This is a genomic window from Bradyrhizobium sp. LB8.2, from assembly GCF_040548035.1.
Taxonomy (GTDB): Bacteria; Pseudomonadota; Alphaproteobacteria; order Rhizobiales; family Xanthobacteraceae; genus Bradyrhizobium.
In genome coordinates, this window is record NZ_JBEPQV010000001.1 from 437,879 (window position 1) to 464,660 (window position 26,782).

At 64.8% G+C, this 26,782-nt stretch carries 24 protein-coding genes; 10 read left to right on the top strand and 14 right to left on the bottom strand.

Annotated elements, in window-relative coordinates; all coding sequences use genetic code 11:
* The first annotated feature begins 21 nt into the window (after window positions 1-21).
* From ABIB06_RS02000 to ABIB06_RS02015, 4 genes are all read left to right on the top strand, one after another.
* Entirely contained in the window at window positions 22-696 is a 675-nt protein-coding gene (locus ABIB06_RS02000) for a dienelactone hydrolase family protein (protein WP_354045798.1), read from the top strand.
* A gap of 82 nt (window positions 697-778) precedes the next feature.
* A complete protein-coding gene (locus ABIB06_RS02005) occupies window positions 779-1,963 on the top strand; it encodes a DMP19 family protein (RefSeq protein WP_354068490.1) in 1,185 nt (394 codons plus the stop codon).
* Between the two features lie 248 nt (window positions 1,964-2,211).
* Window positions 2,212-4,377, top strand: a complete 2,166-nt coding sequence (locus tag ABIB06_RS02010) for an anthranilate synthase component I (RefSeq protein WP_354045802.1) — start codon at window positions 2,212-2,214, stop codon at window positions 4,375-4,377.
* Between the two features lie 9 nt (window positions 4,378-4,386).
* Window positions 4,387-4,926, top strand: coding sequence for an adenine phosphoribosyltransferase (locus ABIB06_RS02015; RefSeq protein WP_045005226.1), 540 nt, complete (start codon window positions 4,387-4,389; stop codon window positions 4,924-4,926).
* A 25-nt stretch (window positions 4,927-4,951) separates the two neighbouring features.
* Here ABIB06_RS02015 and ABIB06_RS02020 read toward each other — a convergent pair whose 3' ends face one another.
* The 9 genes from ABIB06_RS02020 to ABIB06_RS02060 all read right to left on the bottom strand — a co-directional run bounded on the left by ABIB06_RS02020 (window position 4,952) and on the right by ABIB06_RS02060 (window position 15,041).
* Window positions 4,952-5,284 carry a GIY-YIG nuclease family protein gene (locus ABIB06_RS02020; RefSeq protein WP_354045804.1) on the bottom strand — a complete coding sequence of 111 codons (333 nt, stop codon included), beginning with the start codon at window positions 5,282-5,284 and terminating at the stop codon, window positions 4,952-4,954.
* Window positions 5,285-5,369: 85 nt separating this feature from the next.
* Window positions 5,370-6,038, bottom strand: a complete 669-nt coding sequence (locus ABIB06_RS02025) for a hypothetical protein (protein ID WP_247440802.1) — start codon at window positions 6,036-6,038, stop codon at window positions 5,370-5,372.
* A 62-nt stretch (window positions 6,039-6,100) separates the two neighbouring features.
* Window positions 6,101-6,853 (bottom strand): P-loop NTPase family protein, encoded by a 753-nt coding sequence (locus ABIB06_RS02030; protein ID WP_247340374.1) that lies wholly within the window; start codon window positions 6,851-6,853, stop codon window positions 6,101-6,103.
* Window positions 6,854-7,069: 216 nt separating this feature from the next.
* Window positions 7,070-8,290: a M48 family metalloprotease gene (locus ABIB06_RS02035; RefSeq protein WP_354045806.1), complete on the bottom strand. Its 1,221-nt coding sequence runs from the start codon at window positions 8,288-8,290 to the stop codon at window positions 7,070-7,072.
* 32 nt (window positions 8,291-8,322) lie between these two features.
* Window positions 8,323-8,883, bottom strand: a complete 561-nt coding sequence (locus tag ABIB06_RS02040; RefSeq protein WP_247340369.1) for a LemA family protein — start codon at window positions 8,881-8,883, stop codon at window positions 8,323-8,325.
* A 136-nt stretch (window positions 8,884-9,019) separates the two neighbouring features.
* The gene (locus tag ABIB06_RS02045; RefSeq protein WP_354045808.1) at window positions 9,020-10,000 is read right to left on the bottom strand and encodes a small ribosomal subunit Rsm22 family protein; all 981 of its coding nucleotides are present in this window, start codon (window positions 9,998-10,000) and stop codon (window positions 9,020-9,022) included.
* Between the two features lie 79 nt (window positions 10,001-10,079).
* Window positions 10,080-13,544, bottom strand: a complete 3,465-nt coding sequence (smc, locus tag ABIB06_RS02050; RefSeq protein ID WP_354045810.1) for a chromosome segregation protein SMC — start codon at window positions 13,542-13,544, stop codon at window positions 10,080-10,082.
* 218 nt (window positions 13,545-13,762) lie between these two features.
* A complete protein-coding gene (locus ABIB06_RS02055) occupies window positions 13,763-14,419 on the bottom strand; it encodes a DsbA family protein (RefSeq protein ID WP_354045811.1) in 657 nt (218 codons plus the stop codon).
* Window positions 14,420-14,546: 127 nt separating this feature from the next.
* Window positions 14,547-15,041: a DUF721 domain-containing protein gene (locus ABIB06_RS02060; protein ID WP_247340360.1), complete on the bottom strand. Its 495-nt coding sequence runs from the start codon at window positions 15,039-15,041 to the stop codon at window positions 14,547-14,549.
* A gap of 122 nt (window positions 15,042-15,163) precedes the next feature.
* Between ABIB06_RS02060 and mutY the strand changes: the two genes are divergently transcribed.
* A complete protein-coding gene (gene mutY, locus ABIB06_RS02065; RefSeq protein ID WP_354045813.1) occupies window positions 15,164-16,264 on the top strand; it encodes an A/G-specific adenine glycosylase in 1,101 nt (366 codons plus the stop codon).
* Between the two features lie 68 nt (window positions 16,265-16,332).
* Window positions 16,333-16,761, top strand: coding sequence for a PaaI family thioesterase (locus ABIB06_RS02070; protein WP_354045815.1), 429 nt, complete (start codon window positions 16,333-16,335; stop codon window positions 16,759-16,761).
* A 194-nt stretch (window positions 16,762-16,955) separates the two neighbouring features.
* Here the strand turns inward: ABIB06_RS02070 and ABIB06_RS02075 are convergent, their stop codons facing one another.
* The gene (locus ABIB06_RS02075; protein WP_354045816.1) at window positions 16,956-18,236 is read right to left on the bottom strand and encodes a flavin-dependent oxidoreductase; all 1,281 of its coding nucleotides are present in this window, start codon (window positions 18,234-18,236) and stop codon (window positions 16,956-16,958) included.
* 140 nt (window positions 18,237-18,376) lie between these two features.
* On the opposite strand from ABIB06_RS02075, the gene ABIB06_RS02080 reads away from it, so the two are divergent.
* Window positions 18,377-18,997, top strand: coding sequence for a glutathione S-transferase family protein (locus ABIB06_RS02080; protein WP_354045817.1), 621 nt, complete (start codon window positions 18,377-18,379; stop codon window positions 18,995-18,997).
* A gap of 107 nt (window positions 18,998-19,104) precedes the next feature.
* Here ABIB06_RS02080 and ABIB06_RS02085 read toward each other — a convergent pair whose 3' ends face one another.
* Window positions 19,105-20,022, bottom strand: a complete 918-nt coding sequence (locus tag ABIB06_RS02085; RefSeq protein WP_354046110.1) for a LysR family transcriptional regulator — start codon at window positions 20,020-20,022, stop codon at window positions 19,105-19,107.
* Between the two features lie 90 nt (window positions 20,023-20,112).
* On the opposite strand from ABIB06_RS02085, the gene ABIB06_RS02090 reads away from it, so the two are divergent.
* Window positions 20,113-20,547, top strand: coding sequence for a nuclear transport factor 2 family protein (locus ABIB06_RS02090; protein ID WP_354045819.1), 435 nt, complete (start codon window positions 20,113-20,115; stop codon window positions 20,545-20,547).
* Between the two features lie 339 nt (window positions 20,548-20,886).
* A complete protein-coding gene (locus tag ABIB06_RS02095; protein ID WP_247340353.1) occupies window positions 20,887-22,896 on the top strand; it encodes a methyl-accepting chemotaxis protein in 2,010 nt (669 codons plus the stop codon).
* A gap of 58 nt (window positions 22,897-22,954) precedes the next feature.
* On the opposite strand, the gene ABIB06_RS02100 is transcribed toward ABIB06_RS02095, so the two are convergent.
* From ABIB06_RS02100 to ABIB06_RS02110, 3 genes are all read right to left on the bottom strand, one after another.
* Complete coding sequence (locus ABIB06_RS02100) at window positions 22,955-23,641, bottom strand: glutathione S-transferase family protein (protein WP_247340350.1); 687 nt, start codon at window positions 23,639-23,641, stop codon at window positions 22,955-22,957.
* 132 nt (window positions 23,642-23,773) lie between these two features.
* A complete protein-coding gene (locus tag ABIB06_RS02105) occupies window positions 23,774-24,100 on the bottom strand; it encodes a hypothetical protein (protein ID WP_247340348.1) in 327 nt (108 codons plus the stop codon).
* Window positions 24,101-24,276: 176 nt separating this feature from the next.
* The gene (locus ABIB06_RS02110) at window positions 24,277-25,407 is read right to left on the bottom strand and encodes a site-specific DNA-methyltransferase (protein ID WP_276000874.1); all 1,131 of its coding nucleotides are present in this window, start codon (window positions 25,405-25,407) and stop codon (window positions 24,277-24,279) included.
* Between the two features lie 404 nt (window positions 25,408-25,811).
* Between ABIB06_RS02110 and ypfJ the strand changes: the two genes are divergently transcribed.
* Complete coding sequence (gene ypfJ, locus ABIB06_RS02115; RefSeq protein WP_247340343.1) at window positions 25,812-26,747, top strand: KPN_02809 family neutral zinc metallopeptidase; 936 nt, start codon at window positions 25,812-25,814, stop codon at window positions 26,745-26,747.
* Window positions 26,748-26,782: the final 35 nt, after the last annotated feature.

A 26,782-nucleotide genomic window follows, 5' to 3' on the forward strand; every position in this document is an offset into this window, starting at 1 on the left:
AGAAACTCATCGGAGGACACCATGGGAACCGCCATCACCTTCAAGCGCCCGGACGGCAAGGACGGATCGGGCTATCTCGCCAACGCCGCACGCGGCAACGCGCCGGGCGTGGTCGTGATCCAGGAATGGTGGGGCCTGTCGGACCAGATCAAGGGCTTGTGCGACCGCTTTGCACTGGCCGGCTTCGACGCGCTCGCGCCCGATCTCTACAAGGGCAAGGTGGTGCCGTATCACGATACGGACGCCGCCGGCAAAGAGATGAACTCGCTCGATTTCATGGACGCCACCACGCAGACCGTGCGCGGCGCCACGCAATATCTGTCGCGCAATGGGGCCAAGGTGGGGCTGACAGGCTTCTGCCTCGGCGGCGCGGTGACCATCATCGGCTCGGTGCACGTGCCAGAGCTCGCCGCCGGTGTCGTGTTCTACGGCATTCCGCCGGAGCAGGCGGCCAAGCCCGCCGACGTCAAGATCCCGCTCCAGGCCCATTTCGCCAACAAGGACGATTGGTGCACGCCGCAGGTCGTGGATGCCTTCGAAAAGGGCATGAAAGCGGCCGGCAAGTCGCTGGAGCTGTTCCGCTATGACGCCGAGCACGCCTTCGTCAACGAGCAGCGCCAGGCCGTGCACGACCGCGAAGCCGCCGAACTCGCCTGGGGCAGGGCGACGGAGTTTTTTAGGAAGCATCTGGGGTAGGCCGGGCGGCGGCCCGCCGCGATCAGCGCTATTGCCGCATCGCATTTGAAAATTGATCACTGCAATCATAGGCTGCAGCCGCATGGCATTCGCCATGCGACTGCAGGAGGGCACGATGATTGTGGATGGCCGCTTGACCATGGTTGTGGTGCCCAGCAAAGCGCTGGAAGCGGCCCGCAGCCCCGAGAAAGCCGACCATCTCACTGGCGCTGTGGTCGACTACGTCAACGAAATTCAGAGCGTCGGCGTCTACACGGCAGGTGAGCTGCCGGCCGTGGCCATACAGGCCTATCATGCCGACTACTATCTCTCTCAGGTCTACAACGGCGGTCACAGCCAGTTCATCGGCAACACAGGGCTCGAGATGCTTCCGACGACATCTGGTGATGCGCTCGCGGGACTGAAGGCCATGGGTGCGAGTGCGCAACACCAGATCTTGCAGGAGATGATCGCCTGGGTGGAGGCACATCCCGGCGAGGCTGCGCTGCAGACCGGATTCGAAAACCGCGCCGCGGCGCTCAGCGCGCTTGATAGGCGCTTCTTTGCGGCAGAACGGCAGCAACCAATGACCCAACTAGCGGCCCGATGGATCGCAGGCTGGCCCGAATTGCACGCCGTCACGCAGGAGCAATATTCTTCCGAAATCGAGCGGCTTGCGCAGCTTAACCCACATCTGTCCCACCGCCGGATCTGGCGAAGCGTTCGCCACATCCGTTTCCAGATGACTGACGACTTGCAGATCACGGTCGCCGCGGCCTGCGGAGCGGTGAGGCCTGACCCGGAGCTCAACGTCATGGTGCTTCCAGGATTCGACACGGATGTGGAGGGGCAGCAATGCACTGCGTTCGGCGTAAGGACCAACAAGGGCTCGCGGCTATGCGTCTTTGACGAGGCGGGTGGACGACTTTATGAACTTGCCACGCGCCCTATGATAGTGGGCGCGCGGCTGTCGACTGTGGGGACTGACACGATCCAGAATTTCTTGAGAATTGCCGAGCAAAACTTTGCGGCCGAAGCGATCGACCTGCTGTTGCGGAAGTTAAGTCTGGGTCCCACCGCGGCGATCACGGCCTTGAGCGTGAGCGACGATCGAGCCAGTTGGTGTGCGGTCACAGGAGAGACCAGCGTTTTGGTCGAAACCTTTGGCGACCGCGCCCAGGTCATCGGATCTGACGGCGAGCTCGTGCTCACGGTAATGCGAGACGAAATCGAGCGTCATGCCGCAGACGCGGCCGTTGGGCGCGACAGCCTGCAAGACCGGCCATAACCCTCGTTGCGTTTGCGCCATTTTGCCGGTCGGGCCGGCCCAGCCGCTCTTGACGCCGTCCCCGCGCCATGATGAGTATCCGCCCATGAGCACCACCGTCCGCCCATCCCGTCTTTGGTGGCGCACCTCCTAAGAGGTGGCCGGTGCGATTTATTCTCCCAAAATCGTCTGAGGTCGCCCACGCAGTGCGGCGGCCTGATCGTTTGTCCTGTGTGGCGTTCCCTCGGCAAGTTTCGTAAGAGGACGACATGAACAGGACCGTCTTTGCCCTCCCGGCTCGAAGCGACTATGTGACCCGCGCGGGGCTTGCGATCACGCGCGTGGCCGAGCAGTTCACCGGCGGCGCCAACCGGCTCGACGATCTCGTCAACCTGCTCGACCGTCGCCGCGGCGTGGTGCTGTCCTCGGGCACGACCGTGCCCGGCCGCTACGAGAGTTTCGACCTCGGCTTCTCCGATCCGCCGCTCAAGCTCGAGACAACAGGTTTCAATTTCAATCTGGAAGCATTGAACGAGCGCGGGCAGGTGCTGATCGCCTTCGTCGCCGACGTCTTGCGCGAGCCCTGCGTCGTGATCTCCGAGAAGACGTCCACGCGCCTTGCCGGTCATATCGTCCGCGGCGAAGCCCCGATCGACGAAGACCAGCGCACGCGGCGTGCCAGCGTGATGTCGCTGGTGCGCGATCTCGTCGCCGCCTTCTCGGCCAATGACGACGGGTTGCTCGGCCTGTTCGGCGCCTTCGCCTACGACCTCGTCTTCCAGATCGAGGATCTCGTGCAGAAGCGCGCGCGCGAGAGCGATCAGCGCGACATCGTGCTCTACGTCCCGGACCGCCTGCTGGCCTATGACCGCGCCACCGGCCGCGGCGTGGTGCTCACTTACGATTTCGCGTGGAAGGGCAAGTCCACCGCGGGCCTGCCGCACGAGACCGCCGAGAGCCCGTACCTCAAGACGCCGCGCCAGGGTTTTGCCGATCACGCGCCCGGCGAATATCAGGCCACGGTGGAAACCGCGCGCGCGGCCTTCGCGCGCGGCGATCTCTTCGAAGCCGTACCTGGCCAGCTGTTCGCCGAGCCCTGCGACCGCTCGCCGGCCGAAGTGTTCCAGCGGCTCTGCGTCATCAACCCGTCGCCCTATGGCGCGCTGATGAATCTTGGCGAGGGCGAGTTTCTCGTTTCTGCCTCGCCCGAAATGTTCGTGCGCTCGGACGGACGCCGGGTCGAGACCTGCCCGATCTCGGGCACGATCGCGCGCGGCAGCGATGCGATCGGCGACGCCGAGCAGATCCGCCAGCTCCTGAACTCGGAGAAGGACGAGTTCGAGCTCAACATGTGCACCGACGTCGATCGCAACGACAAGGCGCGCGTCTGCGTGCCCGGCACGATCAAGGTGCTGGCGCGCCGGCAGATCGAAACCTACTCGAAGCTGTTTCACACTGTCGACCATGTCGAGGGCATGCTGCGCCCCGGCTTCGATGCGCTCGATGCGTTCCTCACCCATGCCTGGGCCGTCACCGTCACCGGCGCACCAAAGCTCTGGGCGATGCAGTTCGTCGAGGATCACGAGCGTTCGCCACGGCGCTGGTATGCCGGCGCCATCGGCGCGGTGAATTTCGACGGCAGTATCAACACCGGCCTCACCATCCGTACCATCCGGATGAAGGAAGGCCTCGCGGAGGTGCGTGTCGGAGCGACCTGTTTGTTCGACTCCGATCCCGCCGCCGAAGATCGCGAATGCCAGGTCAAGGCTGCCGCCTTGTTCCAGGCGCTGCGCGGCGATCCGCCGAAGCCGCTGTCGGCCTTTGCGCCCGATGCGACCGGTTCGGGCAAGCGGGTGCTGCTGATCGACCACGACGACAGCTTCGTCCATATGCTGGCCGACTATTTCCGCCAGGTCGGGGCTGACGTCACCGTGGTCCGCCATGTGCATGCGCTCGACATGCTCAAGCAGAAGCGGTGGGATTTGCTGGTGCTGTCGCCCGGCCCCGGCAGGCCTGAGGATTTCGGGATCAAGAAGACCATCGACGCGGCGCTGGAGAACAAGCTGCCGGTGTTCGGCGTCTGCCTCGGCGTCCAGGCGATCGGCGAGTATTTCGGCGGCGAACTCGGGCAGCTCACGCATCCCGCCCACGGCCGGCCCTCGCGGGTGCAGGTCCGCGGCGGGAGGTTGATGCGCAATCTGCCGAACGAGATCGTCATCGGCCGCTATCACTCGCTCTATGTCGAGCGCGACAGCATGCCAGAAGTTCTCGATGTCACCGCCAGCACCGAGGACGGCGTGGCCATGGCGCTGGAGCACAAGACCCTGCCGGTCGCCGGCGTGCAATTCCATCCGGAATCGCTGATGTCGCTCAGCGGCGAGGTGGGATTAAGAATTGTCGAGAATGCGTTCCGGCTGGAAGCGCGCGTTGATTGAGAGGCACCAATGAATTTCGACCACGATCTGAAGGCGAGCGTTCGCACCATCCCGGACTATCCAAAGCCGGGGATCATGTTCCGCGACATCACCACGCTGCTCGCAGATGCGCGCGCGTTCCGCCGTGCGGTTGACGAACTCGTCAATCCCTGGGCCGGCAACAAGATCGACAAGGTCGCCGGCATGGAGGCGCGCGGCTTCATCATCGGCGGCGCGGTGGCGCATCAGGTGTCCGCCGGGTTCGTGCCGATCCGCAAGAAAGGCAAGCTGCCGCACACTACCGTGCGCATCGCTTACTCCCTCGAATACGGCATCGACGAGATGGAGATGCATGTCGACGCCATCCAGCCCGGCGAACGCGTCATTTTGGTCGACGATCTCATTGCCACCGGCGGCACCGCGGAAGGCGCGGTGAAGCTGCTGCGGCAGATCGGCGCCAATGTGGTGGCCGCCTGCTTCATCATCGACCTGCCCGAGCTCGGCGGTGCCGCCAAGCTGCGCGCGATGGATGTGCCCGTGCGCACGCTGATGACGTTCGAGGGGCATTGAGCGGCAACGGCGCCGCTGGCGACGTTCAGATCGCCTCGGCCTTTAGCTCCGACAGCCAGTGCAGCATGCGCTCTTTGAGCAGCGCATTCCTGACATAGGCGCTCGCCTCGTCCTCCAGACGCTCGCATTCGCCAAATGTCAGGCCGGCCTCGCCATGCGTGGTCCACGCAGCCTGGAGGCTGCGGCAGGGGTGGCTGCCGTGGCGCAGCGAGAACCAGATGCGGTTCTGGATTGTCTCGAGGTTCGGGGCCTGTCCGACCCATGTCTCGCCCGACGCCGCGCAGCCGACGACGTAGATGCCTGCGACGGTCTTCCGCTCCCTGTAAGCGGCGATGGCGGCTTTCCGGTCGATGGTCACGGTGAGGGGCCTTGCTGAGGAACGCGGGTGCGCAAACTCAGTAGCGGCGGGTCCGCCGCAAGTCAATATTATCCGGGTAAAATATTCAAGACCGCTGCAGGATCAGGCTGAGCTCAAGCTCGCGGAAGGCGAGGTAATTGCGCCGGGTCCACTGGTGCAGCTCGGTCGAGGCATCCTTCTCCTGGCGCAGATACCCGGTGAAGGAGAAGTTCAGCCGGCCGACATAGGTTTTCAGGAAGCCGGGCAGCGCGGGCAGGCGGAACACCCGACCGGCAGCCATCGCGGCCGGCAGCTCGCCGCGCACGATGTGCTCGTTGTCCACCGTGATCAGGTTCATCCGCGGGATCTGTTCGCGCAACATTTCGTAGGCGCGGGCCGAGGCGCGGTCGGTGTCGGCGACGAACAGGATGATCGGCGCGACGTGGCGGCGCGCGGCCTCTTTCAACAGGCCGATCTCGTCGGCCATCTTGAAGAACTCGTCAAAGGCGTGGAAGCCGAGGTCGATCACCTTGGCAAGCCCGTCATCGACGATGACGCGATCCATCAGCTGCATCTTGCCATAGGTGTCGATCACGTCGGCGGTCTCCGTGATCTTTGGCAGATAGTCGAGCAGCGACGGCTCCTTCAGGTTGACGTCGAAGGCCGCGACGTTGCCGTTCTTGAGCAGCAAAAATTCACTCAAAAGCCGCGCCAGCAAGGTCTTTCCGACCTGCGGGCGGGGCGAGCAAATGATGTAGAGGGGCGTTGCTGGCATCACGAACTATTATCTGAGCGAACTCACCGCCCAATCCAGCCGTATCCGCCCGGGGTCCGCAACTATTTTTCGCTGTTGCGGGCGGCGGGCTTGGAGCCGACGATGTCGGTCAATCGGATCCGGTCGAATTCGCTCCAGACGTTCGCCAGCCAATGCCGGACATAGCCGCGGAGCACGAACGAATAGTTCGCGGCCTCGTCGTTGATGCCCTTGTTGGCGACGAATTTGAGGAACGGGACCGAGGACACCTCGACCTGCTCATAGGCCATTTCGTTGAGTTTTGGGATGGTCAGCTCGGTCGCATCCTTGATGCGGTGGAAGTATGAATTGTAGGTCGCCTGGTCCCATTGGAAGAACTGCGTGTCGTTGATGAAGTTCTTCACCAGGAAATACTTTGCGCCGGTCATGAAGCCGGCTGTCTCGGCGATCTCATCCAGTGAGGCGATCGAGGGTCCGAGGATGTGGAACACTGCGAAGGTGATCTGGCCGGCCTTGGCGGCGTCGAGGAAACCGATGTCGCGCAGCGAGGCCAGCGCCGGCGAGAGCAGGCCGGCGCGGACGTCGATCACGGTCACCGACGGGCTCGTCGCGTTGAGCGTATCGAAGATCTTCATCTGATCGGACGTCGTCGTCATGTCGACGATCTCGGTGATATCAGGGTGGAAGCGCTTCAGGGTTCCGCGCGGCGACTCGGTGTCGAAGGCGCGCGTCGGCACGTTGTTGGCGGAAAAATAATCGAGCAGGGTGCGCGACACCGTGGTCTTGCCGACCCCGCCCTTGTCCGCGCCCACCACAACCACTGCCGGCTTTGCCATTGCTGTCCCCTAACGCGCCCCCGATCGCGAGATCGCAATCGGCCGGGCCCCAAATCGATGTCCCAAGGATGTCCCGAGGATGTCCCAAGTCTGCTGTTGGGCGCGAACATGGCAGAAACAAGGGAGAATTCAATTCCTCGGCATGCAGTTACAGCAATTCCCGAGGTTTTTCCCAATCGCGACCAAACCTCCCGCGCGTCGCGTCAAATCACGCGTTTAACGGCGGCCCCAAGGACCCATTGGATTGCCCAACGGATTGCCGCTTGCGGTTCCGGCAGGGCAGGATGCGGGCACGGGCGGTGGACTGGCCGAGCTGCCTGCATCGCTCCAAGGACCCTGGCGCAGCGGCGGTGGCGTGCCTTGCTGGCCGGCTTGTGCTTCCGGTTCTTCCTCCTCATTGCCGGGTGGCGGCAGCGGACCGGGATCGTGGCCGCCGGCGAACTTGACCAGCGCGTCGACCCGGGACTGCACCGAGGGGTGAGTGGCAAACAGGTCTGCAAAGCCCTCGCGCGGATTGTCGACGCAGAACTCCATCACCGCCGAGGTTGCGCCCGGCAGCTCGCCGCGGTTTTCGATCTTGCGCAGCGCCGAGATCATGGCGTCCGGGTTTTTTGTCAGCTCGACCGAGCCCGCATCGGCGAGATATTCGCGCGAGCGCGACAGCGCGAGCTTCACCACTTGCGACAACAGCCATGCCACCACGATCAGAACGACCGCGATGATGATGACGACCACCGCGCCGCCGCCGGAGCTCTTGCTGTCGCTCGACGACGAGGACGATCGCGATGACGAGGAGGAGCCTGACGACCAGGAGCCGCCGCCGGAGCTCCAGCTGAAATTCGTGAACAGGCGGAAGAACAATTCGCCGAAGAAGCCGACTACGCCGGCGATGATGACGGCGACCACCATGAGCTGCACGTCGCCGTTCTTGATGTGGGTCAGCTCGTGGCCCAGCACCGCCTCGATCTCCTTGTCGTTCAGTGCGTTGAGGAGACCGGTGGTGACGGTGATCGAATATTGCCGCGGGTTGAGGCCGGTCGCGAACGCGTTCAGCGCCGGGCTCTCCATGATCTTCAGCTTCGGCATCGTGATGCCGCGCGAGATGCAGAGGTTTTCGAGCAGATTATAGAGCCGCGGCTGTTCCTGCCGGGTGACGTCGTGGCCGCCGGTCACGGCATCGATCATCGACTGGTGGAAGAAATAGGCGATCACGATCCAGGCCGCTGCCACGACGGTCGCAACCGGCGCGGCGACTTTCAGGTCATAGAAGGCGCGGCTCAGATAATAGACGACGGTCTCATTGCCGTTGATGACGACTTCGGCGATCAGCGCACCGGCATAGACCAGCACATAGACCAGCGCGAACAGGCCGGCGAGCAGCAGCATCGAACGAAACTTGTTCGAGGCGATGTGCGTGTAGAGACCGTACGCGGCCATGACGCAATGCCCTGCCGGCCTATCGGCTCAACTCAGAACTTCACCTGCGGCGTGGCCTCGACCTCGGTGCGGCTGGCGCCGAGATCGAAGAAGTCCTTTTTGGTGAAGCCGAACATGCCGGCGAACAAGGCGGCGGGCATCTGCTGGATGCCGGTGTTGTATTCCTGGACTGCGCTGTTGAAGAAGCGCCGGCTGGCCGCGATCTTGTTCTCGAGGTCGGAGAGCTCGCTGGCGAGCTGCTGGAAATTGGCGTTGGCCTTGAGGTCGGGATAGGCCTCCGACAGCGCGATCAGCCGGCCGAGCGCGCCGGAGAGCTGGTTCTCGGCTGCGGACACCTGCGCCGGTCCCTGCGCCGACATCGCCGAATTGCGCGCCTTGACGACGTCGTCGAGCGTGCCGCGCTCATGCGATGCATAGCCCTTCACCGTCTCGACCAGGTTCGGGATCAGATCGTGGCGCTGCTTGAGCTGCACGTCGATGTCGGCAAAGGCCTGGCCGACGCGCTGGCCCAGCGCCACCAGACGGTTGTAGGCACTGAAGGCGAACAGCACGAGGACGACGATGACGCCGAGAACGATCCAGCCGGTCGACATGGAGAACTCCTGAAGGGAATTAAAGCTGGCGCAGCCTAGACCAAATTAGCGCCCGGCGAGAGCCCGCCGCGGAGAGAAGGTAAGACTTGGTCGGATCTGGAACCATCCGAGTTCAAGCCAAAAGCGCCGGACGAGGTTAACTTTCGGACATGACGGCGTCACCCCAGCGCCAGCGACGGGCGCTTGCATAGGCGGCCTTGTCGCGGCGAGGGACCCTGGCAAGTTCAACCCTCTGCTCGGTGCAGAGCTTGGCCGTGATCTCGGCCTTGCCGACATCCGGCGGCGCCAGCACGCGCGCGGCGCGTGCTGCGGGCGGCGTACGGGTCAGCGCCACGTAGATGAAGCGTTCGTCCTCGAACGGCACGTCGGCGCCCTTGATCTGGCGGTGCGCCTGGGAGCGCGGCAGGCGCTGGGAGAAATGGCACCAGTCCGGCGCCATGAGCGGACAGGGCTTTTCGTGGGGGCAGGGCGCGGCGACATAGGCGCCCGCCGTGATCAGTTGCTGGCGCAAAGCGAGGATGCGCGCGTAGCCGGCGGGCGTGCCGGGTTCGATCACGACCAATGCGTGGCGCGCTTTCGCCCACATCGTTTCCGCGAGCTTGTGTTGATCGCCCTCACGGAGCTCGCCGATGACGTAGCTCGCAACCACGAGATCGGCTTGCGAGACCTCGGCGAGGTTCGCGCCGGCATCGCCCGGCAGATAGCGGCACTGCGCAAGTCGCGAGCTATCACGCGCCAGTTCAAGCGCCAGCCTGCTCAGCGCGCCGTTGGCGTCGAGCAGGGTGAAATCTTGCAGCGAGGAGAACGCCTCTGCGGCGGCCCAGCTCGCGGTGCCCGGGCCTGCGCCGACGTCGAGCAACGTTTCCGGAGCGAGGTCCGGTGCGATCTCGGTCAGCGCATTCAGACTTGCCGCCACAGCCGCGTAGGTCGCGGGCATGCGCGCGAGCGCGTAGGCGAGCGCATCGGCATCCGACTTGATGGTGCCGGAGCCGCCGCCTGCGCGATAGGTGGTCGAGATTTGCGACGATCGTCGCGCCGCATCGGTGCGCGAAAAGCCCTGGAGCTTGCCGTCGAGGGCCGCTTTCAGTTCCGCCGGGAGGTTGGGTGAGATCATCATTCGTGGCCATCATCTGCCCGAGTGCGCAATTGCGCACAAGGCGGATGATGACGTCAATGGGTGCGGCCCGTGCGTAGCCTCACGCAACGTTCTGGTCGAGAATGTCCACTGCCTCTTGCAGATTCACAGACACCAGTTGCGAGACGCCGCGCTCGGCCATGGTGACGCCGAACAGGCGGTTCATCCGCGCCATCGTGATCGGGTTGTGGGTGATGATGATGAAGCGCGTGTCGGTCGAGCTGGTCATCTCGTGCAACAGGTTACAATAGCGCTCGACGTTGTGGTCGTCGAGCGGCGCGTCGACTTCGTCCAGCACGCAGATCGGCGAGGGGTTGGTGAGGAACACCGCGAAGATCAGCGCCATCGCGGTCAGCGCCTGCTCACCGCCCGAGAGCAGCGACAGCGTCTGCGGCTTCTTGCCCGGCGGCTTGGCGATGATTTCGAGGCCGGCTTCCAGCGGGTCGTCGCTCTCGATCAGATGCAGCGCGGCCTCGCCGCCACCGAACAGCTCGACGAACAGGCGCTTGAAGTGGCTGTTGACGACCTCGAACGAGGTCAGGAGCCGCTCGCGCGCCTCCTTGTTGAGGCTCTGGATGCCCTGGCGCAGCCGCTTGATGGCTTCGACGAGGTCGTCGCGCTCGGTGACCAGACCGTTGTGCTGGGTCTCGACCTCGCGCAGCTCTTCCTCGGCGCGCAGGTTGACCGCGCCCAGACGCTCGCGATCGCGGCGCATTTTTTCGAGGTCTTCCTCGATGTCGTGCAGCGGCGGCAGCTCCGCGCCGGGTTCGATCTCGGCAAGGCCGGCTACGGCCTGCGGCTCGACTTCCAGCATGTCGCGGATTTCGCGCTCGATGTCCTCGAGCCGGCGCCGCGCGCCTTCCATGCGCTCCTCGGCGCGGGCCGTGGCCTCGCGGGAGCTGGACAGCGCTTCGAGCGTCAGCTTCGCGGCGCGATCGGTTTCGGCCATCGCGGTTTCCGCGCTGGCGAGCGCGTCGGCGGCCATGCGGCGGTCGTTTTCGGCATATTCGATCTCGGTGATCAGCGCGCTGCGCTTCTCCGCGAACACGGCCGGTGCGTTCTCGAGGTCGCTGCGCTCGATGGTGACTTCGGAGATACGGGCCTGGATGGTGTCGATGTGGGAGGCCGCGCTCTCCTTGCGGTTCTGCCACTCGGTGCGTTCGGCGAGGATCGCCTGCACGCGGCGGTCGGCAAGCTCGGCCTCGCGCGCCAGCGCCTGCGCCTCGGCACGGACCTGGGCGGCCATGCGGCGATGGCCTTCGATGTCGCTGCGGACGGCGGCGAGACGGGTTTCGGTGTCCTCGCTCGACGGCAGCTCGGAGATTCCGGCTTCGGCGTATTCGTAGGCGGCTTCGGCCTCGGCGCGATCGGCGGCGAGACGGCTGTGCGCTTCCGACAACGTCGCCTTGCGCGCGGCGTGGCGATTGATCTCGCGCTCGGTGGTGGCGTGGCGCTCGCGCGCGACATTGAGCTCGCGCTGCGCGGCGCGCCAGGCTTCGCGGCTTGCGCCTTCGGTGCTGGCGGCCATCTGCAGCTCGGACTCGGCGTCTTCCAGCGCCTGACGCTTAATCTGCGCGTCGATGCGGGCCTGCTCCAGATCGTTCTCGATGTCGACGAGGCGGGCGCGCTCGGCAAGGCGCCGCGCGGCGCCGGTCGGCGCGTGGGCCGCGGCAACAAAACCGTCCCAGCGCCAGACGTCGCCTTCGGGCGAGACCAGCCGCTGGCCGGTCTTGAGCTGCGAGACCAGCTCGGCGCCGCGCTCGCGCGGAACCACGCCGATCTGCGCCAGGCGGCGGGCCAGCTCGGCCGGTGCCTGCACGTGGCTGGCGAGCGGCACAACGCCCTCGGGCAACTCCGGATCGCCGTCGGTGACACCGGCATTGGTCCAGCGCATCGGCGCGGACGGATCGACCGGGGCGTCGAGATCGTCGCCGAGGGCTGCGCCGATCGCCTTTTCAAAACCCTTGTCGACGGTGATGCCGTCGATGATCGGCGGCCACAGATTTTTGGTCTCGCCGTTGAGGATCTTGGAGATCGTGCGCGCTTCGGTATCGAGCCGCTGCACGCGCTTGTCGGCTTCGACGAGCGGCGAGCGCGAGGATTCCAGCGTCTGCCGCGCGGCGACGTGGGCGGCTTCGCTGTCCTGAGCGGCGGCTTCCGAGGCCGCAAGCGTCTGCTCGGCGTTCTCGACCGTTGCGGTCAACTCGTCGAGATCGCCGAAGCCGCCGGTCTCCGCAGTGAGCTTCTGCTCTTCCGCCGCGACGTTCGAAATCTCCTGGTCGAGCCGGGCGAGCTTGTCGCGGTGGGTGCGAACGTTGGCTTCGAGCTGATGGCGCTTGGCGGTGAGGTCGGCGAGCGCGGTGGTGAGCTCGGCGAACTGGTGCTCGGTCTCGGTCAGCACCGCCTCGGCTTCGCCGACGCGCTCGTCGACGCCTGAGCGCTTCTCGACGCGTGACTTGATCTCTTCCTTCAGCTCGGAATCTTCGGCGTCGAGGCGCTGCAGCGCCACGTCGGCGTCCATGGTCTGCTGCTGGGCGCGCGAGATGTCGCCTTCGAACTGTGCGAGACGGCGCTCGAGCTCGGCGACGCGCTCCTTGGCGCGCTCTTCCTCGCGGTCGAGCAGCTCGCGGGCGTTGGTCAGGCGCTGCAGCCCGGCTGCCGCGCGCGCTTCGGCATCGCGCAGCGCCGGCATTTCGGCGGCGCGGATCGCCTGGATGCGGGCGGCCTCGGCCTGGTGCTGGGTACGCTCCGCCATCTCCCGGACCGCGAGGTCGTGGGTCTGGCCGGATTCGGTGACGTCGGCGTGGGCGCCGATCCAGCGCAAATGGAACAGGGTTGCCTCGGCCTTGCGGACCTTGGCCGCAACTTCGCGATAGCGCACGGCCTGGCGAGCCTGCTTCTTCAGGCCTTCCACTTGCCCTGCGAGCTGGCCGATCACGTCCTCGACGCGGGTGAGGTTGGTTTCGGCCGCCTTCAGCCGCAGCTCGGCCTCGTGGCGGCGGGCATGCAGGCCGGCGACGCCGGCGGCGTCTTCCAGCACGCGGCGGCGCTGCTCGGGCTTGGCCTGAATGATCTCGCCGATCTTGCCCTGGTGGACCAGGGCCGGCGAGCGCGCGCCGGTGGCGGCGTCGGCGAACAGAATCTGCACGTCGCGGGCGCGCACGTCGCGGCCGTTGATGCGATAGACCGAACCGGCCTCGCGCTCGATGCGGCGGGAGATTTCCAGAAGCTGGCTGTCGTTCATCGCCGCCGGCGCGGTGCGATCGGCATTGTCGATCGTCATCGTCACTTCGGCGTGGTTGCGCGCCGGACGATTGCCGGAGCCGGCGAAGATCACCGCGTCCATGTCGGCGGCGCGCAGCGACTTATACGAGGTCTCGCCCATCGCCCAGCGCAGCGCCTCGACGAGATTCGACTTGCCGCAGCCGTTGGGGCCGACCACGCCGGTCAGGCCGGGCTCGATGACGAAGTCGGTGGCCTCAACGAAGGACTTGAAGCCGTGAAGGCGCAGGCGGGTGATTTTCATAAGCACGCATCTCTGTTGGCAGGCGCGAATCCCCCTGCCGGGACACTACCATGGAAGGCAATGTCGCTATCCGGGCGAGTCGCGCGAGGCGCCTCATGCGGCTGGACAATGGCCGCGGTGTGCCGCGAGGGCAACCGGCCAAAGCCGCTTTTCCCAAGGGATTTATGCCGGGAAAGATACGGCCATCGAGATGCGAATCAGGCTTTGTATGCGAAGAATCAGCTCTTCAGCAGCGGATTGATCTTCTTGGCGAATTCCTCGAACGTGGTCTCGCCCTTGATCTTCTCACCGTTGATGAAGAAGGTCGGCGTCGAATCGACCTTCAGAACGTCGCTGGCGTATTTCTGGTCGGCGGCGATCTTGTCGAGCAGGGCCTGGTCCTTCAGGCAGGCCTCGACCTGCTGCTGGGTAAGGCCGGCCTGCTTGCCGATCCGCGTCAAGGTCTCCGTGGTGTTCTTCACCACCCAATCGTTCTGCTGGCGGAACAGCATGTCGGTGACTGCGAAGTATTTCGGCGCGTCGCCATTGGCGATGCAGCGCGACAGCATCGAGCCGGCGGCGGCTTTGATGTCGAGCGGGAACTCGCGGAAGATGTAACGCACCTTGCCGGTGTCGATGTATTCCGACTTGATCTTGGGGAACACCTGCTCGTTGAAGGCCGCGCAATGCGGGCAGGTCATCGAGGCGTATTCGGTGACGGTGACGGCGGCGTCGTTCGGGCCCAGCGCCATGTCGGGCAACGACACCGGCTTCGCCACATCGGTGGCAGCCTGCGCCATTGCTTCGGAGATGAACCGCAGCGGCGAGAACCCGGCGACCGCGGCAAGCCCGGTCAGCGACAGCATCGTGGTGAAGGCGCGGCGGGTGATGATCAAGGTCGGCTCCCGGATTGGCGTGGTCTCGCCCGAAATTCCCGTTCGGGCGGCCTGTCGCTAGCTTGAAACCTCGTTTGAGGCAATGGCGAGCGACAAGGACGGGTCCAGATTGGCAGCCGAATGAGGCTCAATTTCGCTTGATGGCGGCCCCGAGCCGGGCCAGCGCCGACTTGAGCTGTTCATCTTCGATGTCGCCCAGGCTCTCCGCCACCTTGGCCACGGATTTGGCGTCCGGCGGGGCGGGGCGTGCCGGCCGCCGGGCGCGCGAGAGCGGGGCCTGGCGGAAGGCCAGCTTGCCGACCGCGCTCCAGCCGAAGAAGCGGTTGACCCGCTCCAGGATCACGTCGGCGGAGTGCTGGATCTCCAGCGCGATCGGCCCCTCAACCCGCAGCACCAGCGTCGCCGGCTCCTGCGGCTGGCCCTCGACCGGGCGCGGCCACTGCATCTTCAGCGGCTCGGCATGGGCCGCGATCTCCGGCCCGGCAATCTGCGCCCACCGCGTCACCAGTTCGCGCGCGGCAAACCCCTGCTTGGCATAGGCCTCGGCAAAGACGTCGTTGAGCAGGACCGCGAGCGGCTTTGCGCTGATGGGACCGGGTTTGATGGGACGAAGCTTGGACATGCGCCCTTATAGCACTCCGGGGCGTGACCCATAGGCTCCTCGCTGCGAAGAAAGACGTGGATGCCCGCGACGAGCGCGGGCATGACGTGGAGAGATCGGCCTGACGCCGTTACAGTGAAAGCATGAGCCCAAAATCTGCCCTCAAGACGAAATCGGAACCAGTCCAGCCGGAGACCTCATCGCGTCCGCTCGCGCTCCTTGCCTGGTACGACCGCCACCGGCGCCGATTGCCCTGGCGCGCCGCGCCCGGGGAGGCGTCCGACCCTTACCGTGTCTGGATGTCCGAGATCATGCTTCAGCAGACCACGGTGAAGGCGGTCGGGCCCTATTTCGAAAAGTTCGTCGCGCGCTGGCCTGATGTCACGGCGCTGGGGCGGGCCTCGCAGGACGACGTGCTGCGGATGTGGGCCGGGCTCGGCTATTACTCACGCGCGCGAAACCTTTATGCCTGCGCGGTTGCGGTGACGCGCGAGCATGGCGGCACCTTTCCCGGCACCGAAGAGGGCTTGCGCGCGCTGCCGGGCATCGGGCCTTACACGGCGGCCGCGATCGCGGCGATCGCCTTCGACCGCCGCACCATGCCGGTCGACGGCAATATCGAGCGGGTGGTGTCGCGGCTCTTTGCAGTTGAAGAAGAGCTCCCGCAGGCAAAACCGCTGATCCAGCAACTGGCGGCGACGCTGCTTGCCGATTCTCGCGCGGGAGACAGTGCACAGGCGCTGATGGACCTCGGCTCTTCGATCTGCACGCCGAAAAAGCCGGCCTGCTCGTTATGCCCCCTGAACGAGGACTGCACGGGGCGCGCGCTGGGAACGCAGGAAACGTTTCCGCGCAAGGCGCCAAAGAAGACCGGCGCGCTGCGGCGCGGTGCGGCTTTCGTCGTCACGCGCGGCGACGAGCTTCTCGTCCGCAGCCGTCCCGAAAAGGGCCTGCTCGGCGGCATGACCGAGGTGCCGGGCTCGGCCTGGCTGGCCGGGCAGGACGATGCCAAGGCGAAGCAGCAGGCGCTGGAGCTGAAGGGGTTGTCGCGCTGGCAGCGCAAGGTCGGCGTGGTCACCCACGTCTTCACGCATTTTCCGCTGGAACTGGTGGTCTACACGGCCAGGGCCGAGGCCCGCACGCGCGCGCCCGAGGGGATGCGCTGGGTTCCGATTGCGACCTTGGCCGGCGAAGCGCTGCCCAATGTCATGCGCAAGGTGATTGCGCATGGATTGGGTCGCTAGGACCCATCCTGCTGACACCATGCTGTCAGCAACCCTGGGCTACTCACGCAGGGCAACGGAGGGTTCGCATGGTCAAGACCGCGCTCGACAACTTCAAGAGGCCGCCCTGCGCCGAGCTGCTCGGATGGCGCCTGCTCGATGCTCGCCCGGAGGAGGGCTGGATCAAGCTCGCCTTCGAAGGCAAGCCGGAGTTCTGCAATCCGGCCGGTTTCATCCAGGGCGGCATGCTCTCGGCTATGCTCGATGACACCATGGGTCCCGCCGTGCTGGTGATGAGCGAGGGCCGGCTCTACACCACGACGATCAGCATGACCGTGAATTTCCTGGCGCCCGCAAAGCCCGGACCGATCATCGGCGAGGCCAAGGTGACGCAGCTCGGCAAGACGATCGCGTTCGTCGAGGCCCGGCTGACGGCGGAAGACGGCACGCTGCTGGCGACGGCGACCGCGAGTGAGCGGCTGCTGGAGGCGGCGAGGGTGGTGCGACAAATAATCTAGCCGCGCGTGCGGTACCCCTTCTCCCCTTGCTTGCGGGAGAAGGTGGCGCAAAGCGCCGGATGAGGGGTATCTCTCCGCGCGTTCAAATCGTGAGGGACGAACGCGTGGAGATAACCCCCTCACCCAAGTGAGTCTGCGTCGACCGGCGTCGCTGGCGAGGGCACATCAACGCGCATCTCGCCACTTGTGAGGGCTTATCCACCCACGCGCTTCGCACCCGCGCTGACGATCGGTGGCTTCGCATTCAGCGCCTCCACCTGAAACCCGGCGACGCGCTTGTAGTTGGCGGCAATATTCTCCAGCTCCTGCTGCGACAGCACGTCGGTGACGACCTTGTAGCCATCGGGCGCGCGCTCCTCGACGAGCTGCATCACCTGCTCGGGGCCGTTCTTGCGGTTGAGCAGGACCAGGTCGGTGGTCGCAGGCCTCCGCTCGGCCTCATAGGCCAGCAGCGCCGCCTGCGTCGGGCCATGCGCCAGGATTTCGCGGGTGATGGTGCGCGCATCGAGGATCGCCTGCGAGGCGCCGTTGGAGCCGATCGGGTACATCGGATGCGCGGCATCGCCCATCAGCGTGACGCGGCCGAAGGTCCATTGCGAGACCGGATCGCGGTCGACCAGCGGGTATTCGTAGGCATGCGGGCAGTTCTTGATCAGACCGGGCACGTCGAGCCAGTCGAACTGCCAACTCTCGAACCAGGGCAAAAACTCTTCCAGCCGCGCTGTGCGGTTATAGTCCTCGCGCCGCCATTGATAGGTCGGCGACATGTGGCGCTCGGCAACCCAGTTGATCAAATGGTTGCCCGCCGCGTCCGGCTCTTTCGATATCGGATAGCAGACGAATTTTAGGATCTCATGTCCGGCCATGATCATGGTGCGGCCGGTAAGAAAGGCTTTTGCAGGCGTGACGCCGCGCCAGAGGATGCGGCCATTCCAGAGCGGGGGGCCTTCGTCGGGGTAGAGTTTTTCTCGCGTGGCGGAATGGATGCCGTCGGCGGCGATCAGGATCGTGCCGTCGTAAGTCCCCGCGGCCTTGCCGGTCGCCTTGTCGATGAAATCGGCGCGCACGCCGTCAGCGGTTTCGCTCCAGCCGGTCAGATGATGGCTGATGAGGATGTTGTCGCGTCCGAGGCGTTCGACCGCGGTGTCGAGCAGGAGCTGCTGGAGCGTGCCGCGATGGATCGAAAATTGCGGCCATTGATAACCGGCCTCAAGCCCGCGCGGCTCGCTCCAGATCGGCTTGCCGTGCTTGGAGAAATAGGCAAGCTCGCGGGTGCGCACGCCGCTGGCATCGAGCTTGTCCATCAGGCCGAGCTCGATCAGCTCGCGCACCGCATGCGGCAGCACGTTGATGCCGACGCCGAGCGGCCGCAGTTCGGCGACGCTCTCGAACACTTTCGTGGGAATGCCGATTCCGTGCAGGCTGAGCGCAAGCGTCAGCCCGCCGATGCCGCCACCGGCGATGAGTACGGTCATGAGAAAACCCCTCCAATTGGGGGGTCTTGGCACAGGCGGGCGCCGGTGGGCAACTGCGAAGAGCAAGAGCACTGAGAATGCCCTACTATGGACCTCGGGGCCAGCAGCCGTTAACTTCCGGCTTTCTCATGAGGTCCGACATGCTCAAGCTCTACTACGCCACCGGCACCTGCGCGCTCGCCACCTACATCACCCTGGAAGAGGCTGGTGCCGACTATTCGGCCGAGCGGCTGAGCTTCAAGACCAACCAGCAGACCAGCGCGGATTATCTCGCGATCAACCCGAAGGGCCGCGTGCCCGCGCTGGTGACCGATCGCGGCGTCCTGACCGAGACGCCGGCGATGCTGGCCTATCTTGCGCAGACCTTCCCCAAGGCGGAGCTCGCGCCACTGGACGATCCCTTCGACTTCGCCCAGGTGCAGTCGTTCAACTCCTATCTCTGCTCGACCGTGCACATCAACCATGCCCACAAGATGCGCGGCGCCCGCTGGGCGAGCGAAGAGAGCTCGTTCGCCGACATGAAGCAGATGATCCCGAAGACCATGGGCGCGTGCTTCTCCCTGATCGAGCAGAAGATGTACAAGGGGCCCTGGGTGATGGGCGAGCAGTACACGATCTGCGATCCTTATCTCTACACCCTGTCGACCTGGCTTGAAGGCGACAGTGTCGACATCAACACAACGCCGAAGATCGCCGATCACTTTAAGCGCATGTCCGACCGTCCCGCCGTGCGCAAGGTGATGGACGCGCAGAAGGCGTAGGATCTTGTAGGGCGGGCAAAAGCGCAAAGCGCCGTGCCCCACCAACTTCCACACGACAACAGAAGGGGTGGGCACGCTTCGCTTGCCCACCCTGTAGGACTGCGACGTTAGGAAGCCTTTCGCTTCTCCAATTCCCGTCCCGTCTCCAGCATCAATCGCCGCAACCAGATCGATCCCGGGTCCATCTGGGACCGCGTCGGGTAGAACATGAACTGCTCGTCGATGCCGGGGTCGAGCGGCGGCGTCACCGTGATGAGGCCGAACTGCTTCGATAGCGCCGCGATCAGCCGGCACGGCACGAAGGCAACGAGGTCGGTGCGGGCTGTGACGTGCAGCGCTTCGAGATAGCCTGACACCACCAGTGAAATGTGCCGGTCGATGCCCTTGGTGCGCAGCCAGGTGTCGATCAGGTCCTCAGCGCTGCCGCGGATGATGACGCCGACATGGCGTGCGGCGAGGAATGTCTCGCGCCGCTTCAGCTTCGCAGCCATGGGATGGCCGCGCCGCACTGCCAGCGCATCGCTGTCGGTGTAGAGCAGCTGCCGATGAAAGCCCTTGAACGCGTTGCCGATCGAGATCACGAGATCGATGGTGCGGGCGAACTCGGTGTTGAAGATCGCAGGTCCCCGCCACGGCACGATGTCGATGCGGACGTTGGGCGCAACGCGCGTCACCTTCTCCATCAACGGCGGCATCAGGAGCTCGACCGCGAGATCCGGCATCATCAGGCGGAATTGCCGTTCGCTGCGGCCGGCGTCGAAGTCGTCAGGCACGAACAGCCCGCGCACCTGGTCGAGCGCCTGCGCCAGCGGCGCGCGCAAGGCTTGCGCCCGTGGCGTCAGCTCCATCCGCGCGCCTGTGCGCACCAGGAGCGGATCGCCAAAGATGTCGCGCAGGCGCTGCAGCGCATGGCTCGCCGCCGGTTGCGACAATCCGATCCGCAAGGCGGCGCGGCTGACGCTGGCCTCGCGCAGCAGCGCGTCGAGCGCGGTCAGAAGGTTGAGGTCGAGCGAATTCAAATTCATGAGGCGAATAGATATCATATCCGCTATCGATTTGAAGAATTTAGAGCCGGCGGCGATGATCCCGGTGTTCTCACCAACGGAGATGCCGCCATGAGCGCAAATGCCAACAAAAAACTGATGCAGGATATTTTCGCGGCCGCCGCCAGTTCCGATCCGGTCGCGCGCGACCGCGCCTTGTTCACCGCAAGTCTTGCCGACGACGCCAGATGGGTCGTGACCGGCCAGTACTCCTGGTCGCGCACCTTCGCAGGGAAAGAGGCGATCCTCAACGATCTGCATGCCTATGTGCGGACCCGTCTGGTCGACCGGACACGGACCGTCGCCCACCGCTTCATTGCCGACGGCGACATCGTCGTCGTGGAGGCCAAGGGCGACAACGTCACGCCCGAGGGGGTGCGCTATGACAACGACTATTGTCTCGTGTTTCGTCTCGAGGACGGCAAGATCAAGGAGATCCGGGAATATTGCGACTCGGTGCTGACCGAGAATGCACTCGGCCCGTTTCCGCAAACGGCCGTGAGCTGAGCGGGTCGAGCGGCGTCGCGTTCGGCGACCGCTGCCGTCCGCCCCGTCGGCGATGGTCGTGTCGGTCTGGCGCAGTCCGGATAAGCTGCAGCGGCCTGCACGCTGCTGCGGGCTTCGCGCCAAAACCGTGCTCAACCTGCCGATAAAATCAGCGATGTTGTGCCGTCTGACGCATGCGCGCTCGAAAAATTTGAAGGTTCAATTAACGAGTGTCCCCCATTGTGTCGCAGTGCAGCGTGAGTCGCGTAAAGCGTGACGCGCGGCTGCCGGGGGTGGCCGTGACGATCGCCGGAGTTGTTCGTCCGCCCGAATTCACATGCATCTGGGTGGACAGTGGGAATGCCGAGTTTTCGTTTGCGGATCAGGGGACGCCTGTACGCAGGTTTCATGGCCTTGGTGGCGGTTGGTCTCGTAATGGCGGTGGTCGCCGTCTGGAATTTACGGACCGTGCAGGATCAGGTCGCAAAGGCCTCGGCGTTTTCGGACAGTACGGCACGGGTTCTGGAGATATCGACCCATCTTCAGGCGATCCAGCGGGCCAATCTGCGATACATTTATGACGCCAACGAGCCTGCAATGCGGGAGGCGGCGGAACGGGAGGCCGCGGCGACCGAGCTGTTGCAAGTCGGGGCGAAGGGCACGCTCTCCGAGGAGCGCCGAAAGCTCTACAATGATCTGATCGCCGACATCGCCAAGATGCGAAGCCTGCGTGACAATCTCGGCGACGCCGTCAACGAGGCGAGAACCGGCAAGGCGACGCTGCTGCCGAGCGGCGATGAGCTCACCGTCAAGATGAACAAGCTGGTCGATGTGGCGCGCGCAGCCGTCGATGAAGACACTGCGTCCCTCGTCGCCGACCTCGAATCCAGGCTTCTTCTCGTTCAGATCGCAAACTGGCGTTTCCTGGCCCTGCGCGACGTGAAGGGGCCCGCGAACTTCAGAACCAATGTAGACAGGGCGTCGCAGCGGCTCGCAGCGATCGAAAAGAGCCCGCAGGCGACCGAATTACGAACCACGCTCGCCCCGGTGAAGACTTCGCTCGGAATCTACAAAACCGCCTTCGAGACGACGTCGGCGGCGATGCTCCAGGCCGACGAGATCTACCACAAGAACCTCGCGCCTCTCATCGTCGACAGTATCGCCAAGCTCAAGGTCGCGGAAACGGCCTTGAAGAAGGACTACAAGGATTCGCGCAGCAGGGCCGAAGCCGTCATTGACGGCACCACGACCGTGCAGGAGATCGCGGGCGGCCTTGCCATCCTGTTTGGATTGATCGTCGCCTTCCTGATCGCCCGCAGCATCGTCGGTCCCCTGACCTCGATGACGCGCGCGATGGGGCTGCTTGCCGGCGGCAATCTCGAGGTCGCGATCCCCGGCCGCGGCAAGCCTGACGAGATCGGCGACATGGCCAAGGCGATCGAGGTGTTCAAGACCAACATGATCGACACCGAGCGCCTGCGCCATGAGCAGACCGAAATCGAGGCGCGCCAGGCCGAGAGCCGCAAAGCCGACATGGTGAAACTGGCCGACCAGTTCGAGCAGGCCGTGGGCGAGATCGTCGACACCGTGTCGTCGGCATCGCACGAGCTCGAGGCGTCCGCAGGCACTTTGACCACGACCGCTTCGCGGGCCCAGGATCTATCGACGGAAGTCGCCTCCGCGTCGCAGGAAGCCACGGCCAACGTGCAGGCGGTTGCCTCGGCGACGGAACAGCTGTCCTCGTCGGTGACGGAGATCGCGCGCCAGGTACAGGAATCGGCCCGCATCGCCGGCGAAGCCGTCGGTCAGGCGAGCAGGACCAACGCGCGTGTCGGCGAGCTTTCCAAGGCCGCGGCCCGCATCGGTGACGTGGTTGAACTGATCAGCACCATCGCCGGCCAGACCAACCTCCTGGCGCTGAACGCCACCATCGAAGCGGCGCGCGCAGGCGAAGCCGGCCGCGGCTTTGCCGTGGTGGCCTCGGAGGTCAAGGCGCTCGCCGAGCAGACCGCGAAGGCCACTGGCGAGATCGCTCAGCAGGTTTCGGGCATCCAGGCCGCGACGGAGGAGTCGGTTGGCTCGATCAGGGAAATCAGCGGCACCATCCAGCGGCTGTCGGAGATCTCGTCGACCGTCGCCGCTGCCGTCGAAGAGCAGGGCGCGGCCACGCAGGAGATCTCCCGCAACGTCCAGCAGGCTGCCCAAGGCACGCAGCTTGTGTCGTCCAACATCGGCGACGTGCAGCGCGGCGCCTCCGAGACCGGCTCGGCTTCCTCGCAGGTGCTCTCGGCGGCGCGTTCGCTGTCGGCCGACAGCAACCGGTTGAAGCAAGAGGTCACCAAGTTCCTCAACTCGGTCCACGCCGCCTGAGGCTTGAAGGCAAAAAGCCACGCGCATGCGCGTGGCCTCGCTTAGCGGCGTGGCGCGATCAGGCCACTTTCGTGGTCATGTGCTTGAACATGTTGCCGCGGGCCTCGTCGTCCATTTCGGCCTTGAAGGTGAACTTGTCCTTCAACGCGATCGCGCGCGCCGCCGCGGGCCGCGCCGAGACCTCGTCCACCAGCCGCTTCACGTTCGGATATCGTGCAAAGGCGTCGTCGCCGAGCTTGAACGGCACCATCCGGGCCCAACCCCATAGCGCCATGTCGACGATCGAATAGCCGTCGCCGACCACATAGCGGCGGCTGGCGAGGTGGCCGTCGAGAATCTTGTAGTGGCGATCGGTCTCGAACTGATAGCGGTTATGCGCGTAGTCGTGGTTCTGGTCCTTCGGCGCAAAATGCTTGAAGTGAACGGCCTGACCCGAATAGGGCCCGACGCCCGTGGCGATGAACATCAGCCATGACAGCGTCTCGCCGCGAAAATCGGCGGCGGGCAGGAATTTGCCGGTTGTCTCGGCGAGATAGAGCAGGATGGCGTTGGAATCGAACACGATGGTGCCGTTGTCGTCGATCGCCGGCACCTTGCCGTTCGGATTGATCTTCAGATAGTCCGGCGTGAACTGCTCGCCCTTGCGGGTGTCGATCTTCACCGGCTCGAAGGGCAGGCCGGACTCTTCGAGATAAAGCGCGACCTTGGTCGGGTTCGGCGAACCGTTGAAATAGAATTTGAGCATCGGGCGTCTCCCCAGTGTTTGGTGGCCGAGAGCGGAGGCAGCGTCACTGTCGCTGACGGCCTTCTCTTGCCTGAACCTTGTCGGTGGGAGCAACCGGCGAGTTTGCCGGGCGGCACCTGCGCGCCATGCAGATCAGCCGGCGTAACAAAGGCCAATCGCCGCCGTAATGACCATGGCCGCGCCCACGGCCTCCAGGCGCAGCCCGAGCCGCGTGGCGATATGCATGTCGGAGGCCCGCGCCTTGCGTTCAGATCCGCGCGCGTTGCCGTGAATGATGACGTCATGATTGAAATTGTCGTGTGCCTCGTTGCTGCTGGCGAGCCCGGCGCAGACCACGAGCACGCCGAACAAGGCGAGGCCGAAGAAGCCCAGCAGCGCGATCAGGAACATCGGAAACATGCCGACCAGGAAGATCGGCAGTAGCGGTAGCAGCAGCAATGTCTCGGACTGTCGTCGCATGGGAGCCGACCGGTCGGGACTGACCTCTCAAATCTAGTCCCGGCCGTCACGTCATTCAAGACGCCGTGGGGTGGGCAAAGGCGCAAAGCGCCGTGCCCACCAGCACTGCTTCGGTCCGGATTGACAGGGATGGTGGGCACGATTCGCTTTGCCCACCCTTCAAGATCGCGGGAAGCCTACCCGGCCGCCATGCCGGCGCGGATTTCGGCGCGGAGTTCGTCGATCAGCTTGAGACCCTTCTTGGTCTCGATGTGCCAGAAGGTCCAGCCGTTGCAGGCTTGCGCACCTTGCGCCACCGCGCCCATGCGGTGGATGGAGCCGACCTTGTCGCCGAACATGATGGCGCCGTCAGCGCGCACCAGTGCGCCGAGCTTCTTCTTGGCGTCGAACAGTTTCGTGCCGGGCATGATCATGCCGCGCTCGATCAGCTCGGAGAACGCCACCCGCGGCGCTTCGCGCGCGGTCATGAACGGGGCAAGGCTCGCCTCCGGCAGCGGCTCGACCGCGGCGATGCGCGCTTGGGCCGCTTTCGCATAGGTCTTGTCGCGCTCGAAGCCGATATAGGAGCGACCGAGGCGCTTTGCGACCGCGCCCGTCGTGCCGGTGCCGTTGAAGGGATCGATCACGAGATCGCCGGGCTTCGATGACGACAGCAGCACGCGCGCGAGCAGGCCTTCCGGCTTCTGCGTCGGATGTACTTTCTTGCCGTCGGCGCCCTTGAGGCGCTCCTCGCCGGTGCAGAGCGGGATCAGCCAGTCGGACCGTGCCTGCACGTCCTCGTTGGCGGCCTTCAGCGCCTCGTAGTTGAACGTGTAGCCCTTGGCCTTTTCGTCGCGCGCGGCCCAGATCATGGTCTCGTGTGCGTTGGTGAAGCGGCGGCCGCGGAAATTCGGCATCGGATTGGTCTTGCGCCAGACGATGTCGTTCAGGAGCCAGAAGCCGAGGTCCTGCATGACCGCGCCGACGCGGAAGATGTTGTGATAGGAGCCGATCACCCAGATCGTCGCCGACGGCTTCATCGCGCGGCGGGCGGCAAGCAGCCAGGCGCGGGTGAAATCGTCATAGGCGGAAAACGAATCGAACTTGTCCCAGTCGTCGTTGACGGCGTCGACATGGGATTCGTCGGGGCGTTTGAGATCGCCCTTGAGCTGGAGATTGTAGGGCGGATCGGCGAACACCAGGTCGACCGAACCAGCCTGAAGCTTCGACATCTCGGCGACGCAATCGCCGAGGACGATGCTGTGCGAAGGAGATTCAAAATTTGTGCGGGGCGCCCTTGCAGACGCCCCGCGACGCGACTCTACCATGACTCAAGAACTCTGACTCAGGCGACGCTGTCGGCGACGCGGGACCAAACAACCGACTGACCGTTACATTGCAGCGGCAAAGTAAAAATCGACTTAACCCGCCGCTTTCGTGAGCAGTCGTCGCGTCGCGCGTCGTGCGTGGTTTGCTGCACGCTTTAGCCGTGTTTTACAGCGCATTTCGCGTTTCTTCGTGTTGCGGGAGCGGCCGGAGTGCCAAAAAACTTCAAATTTCTCTCGGAAAAAATTGCACGACGCCCGGAAAAAATTGCTGCCATGGTCATGCTGTCGCACTAGGCAATAATTGCCGAGCGGGATATTGATTAACGCCATGGAAATTTTACGTGTGTGGCGCGTTGAGCTTTCTTGCGCCCAAATGATGCCATCCAGGACCGAGGGAAGCCGCCATGCGCTACGATGATTTCCGCCGCAGCGACGATATCGAGGATCGTCGCGACGATGGCGGCGGCGGTGGTGGAGGAGGCGGGTTCGGCCTGCCCATGGGCGGCGGCGGGCTCGGCATCGGCGCCATGATCGTGCTCGGCCTGGTCGGCTATGCCTTCGGGATCGATCCGCGCATCCTGATCGGCGGCGCCGAGATCCTGACCGGCGGCGGTCAGGCGCCGTCCTACCAGACCGATCGCCAGTCGTCCTCGGCGAAGCGCGGTGCGCCGACCGACGAGATGGGCAGCATGATTTCCGGCATCCTCGGCGAGATCGACGATCGCTGGAGCGAGATCTTCCAGGCCTCGGGCCAGTCCTACACCGGTCCGAAGGTCGTGCTGTTCCGCAACGTCACCAATGGCGGCCGTTGCGGCCGGGCAGAGTCGGCAATGGGACCGTTCTATTGTCCGCCCGACAAGACCATCTTCCTCGATACCGGTTTCTTCCGCGAGGTCGAGACGCGTTTTCGCGGCTGCTCCGGCAAGTCCGCCTGTAACTTCACCACCGCCTACATCATTGCCCATGAGGCGGGCCATCACATCCAGAACCTGCTCGGCATCATTCCGCGCGTGACGCGACTGCAGCAGCAGGCCGGCAGCAAGGCGGAATCGAATGCGCTCCAGGTGAAGGTTGAATTGCAGGCCGATTGCCTGTCCGGTGTCTGGGTCAATCGCGAGGCGAAGAAGCGGCCGAACTTCCTGGAGCCGGGCGACATCGACGCCGCACTCACCACGGCGAGCGCGATCGGCGACGACACGCTGCAGCGCCAGGCCACGGGCCGCGTCGTGCCCGATTCCTTCACCCACGGCTCGGCGGCGCAACGCAAACAGTGGTTCATGACCGGCTACCAGCAGGGCACGGTCCAGGCCTGCAACACGTTCGGCGGCGGGTCGTTGTAGCGATGATCTCGTGCCCCGGACGCTGCGCAGCACGA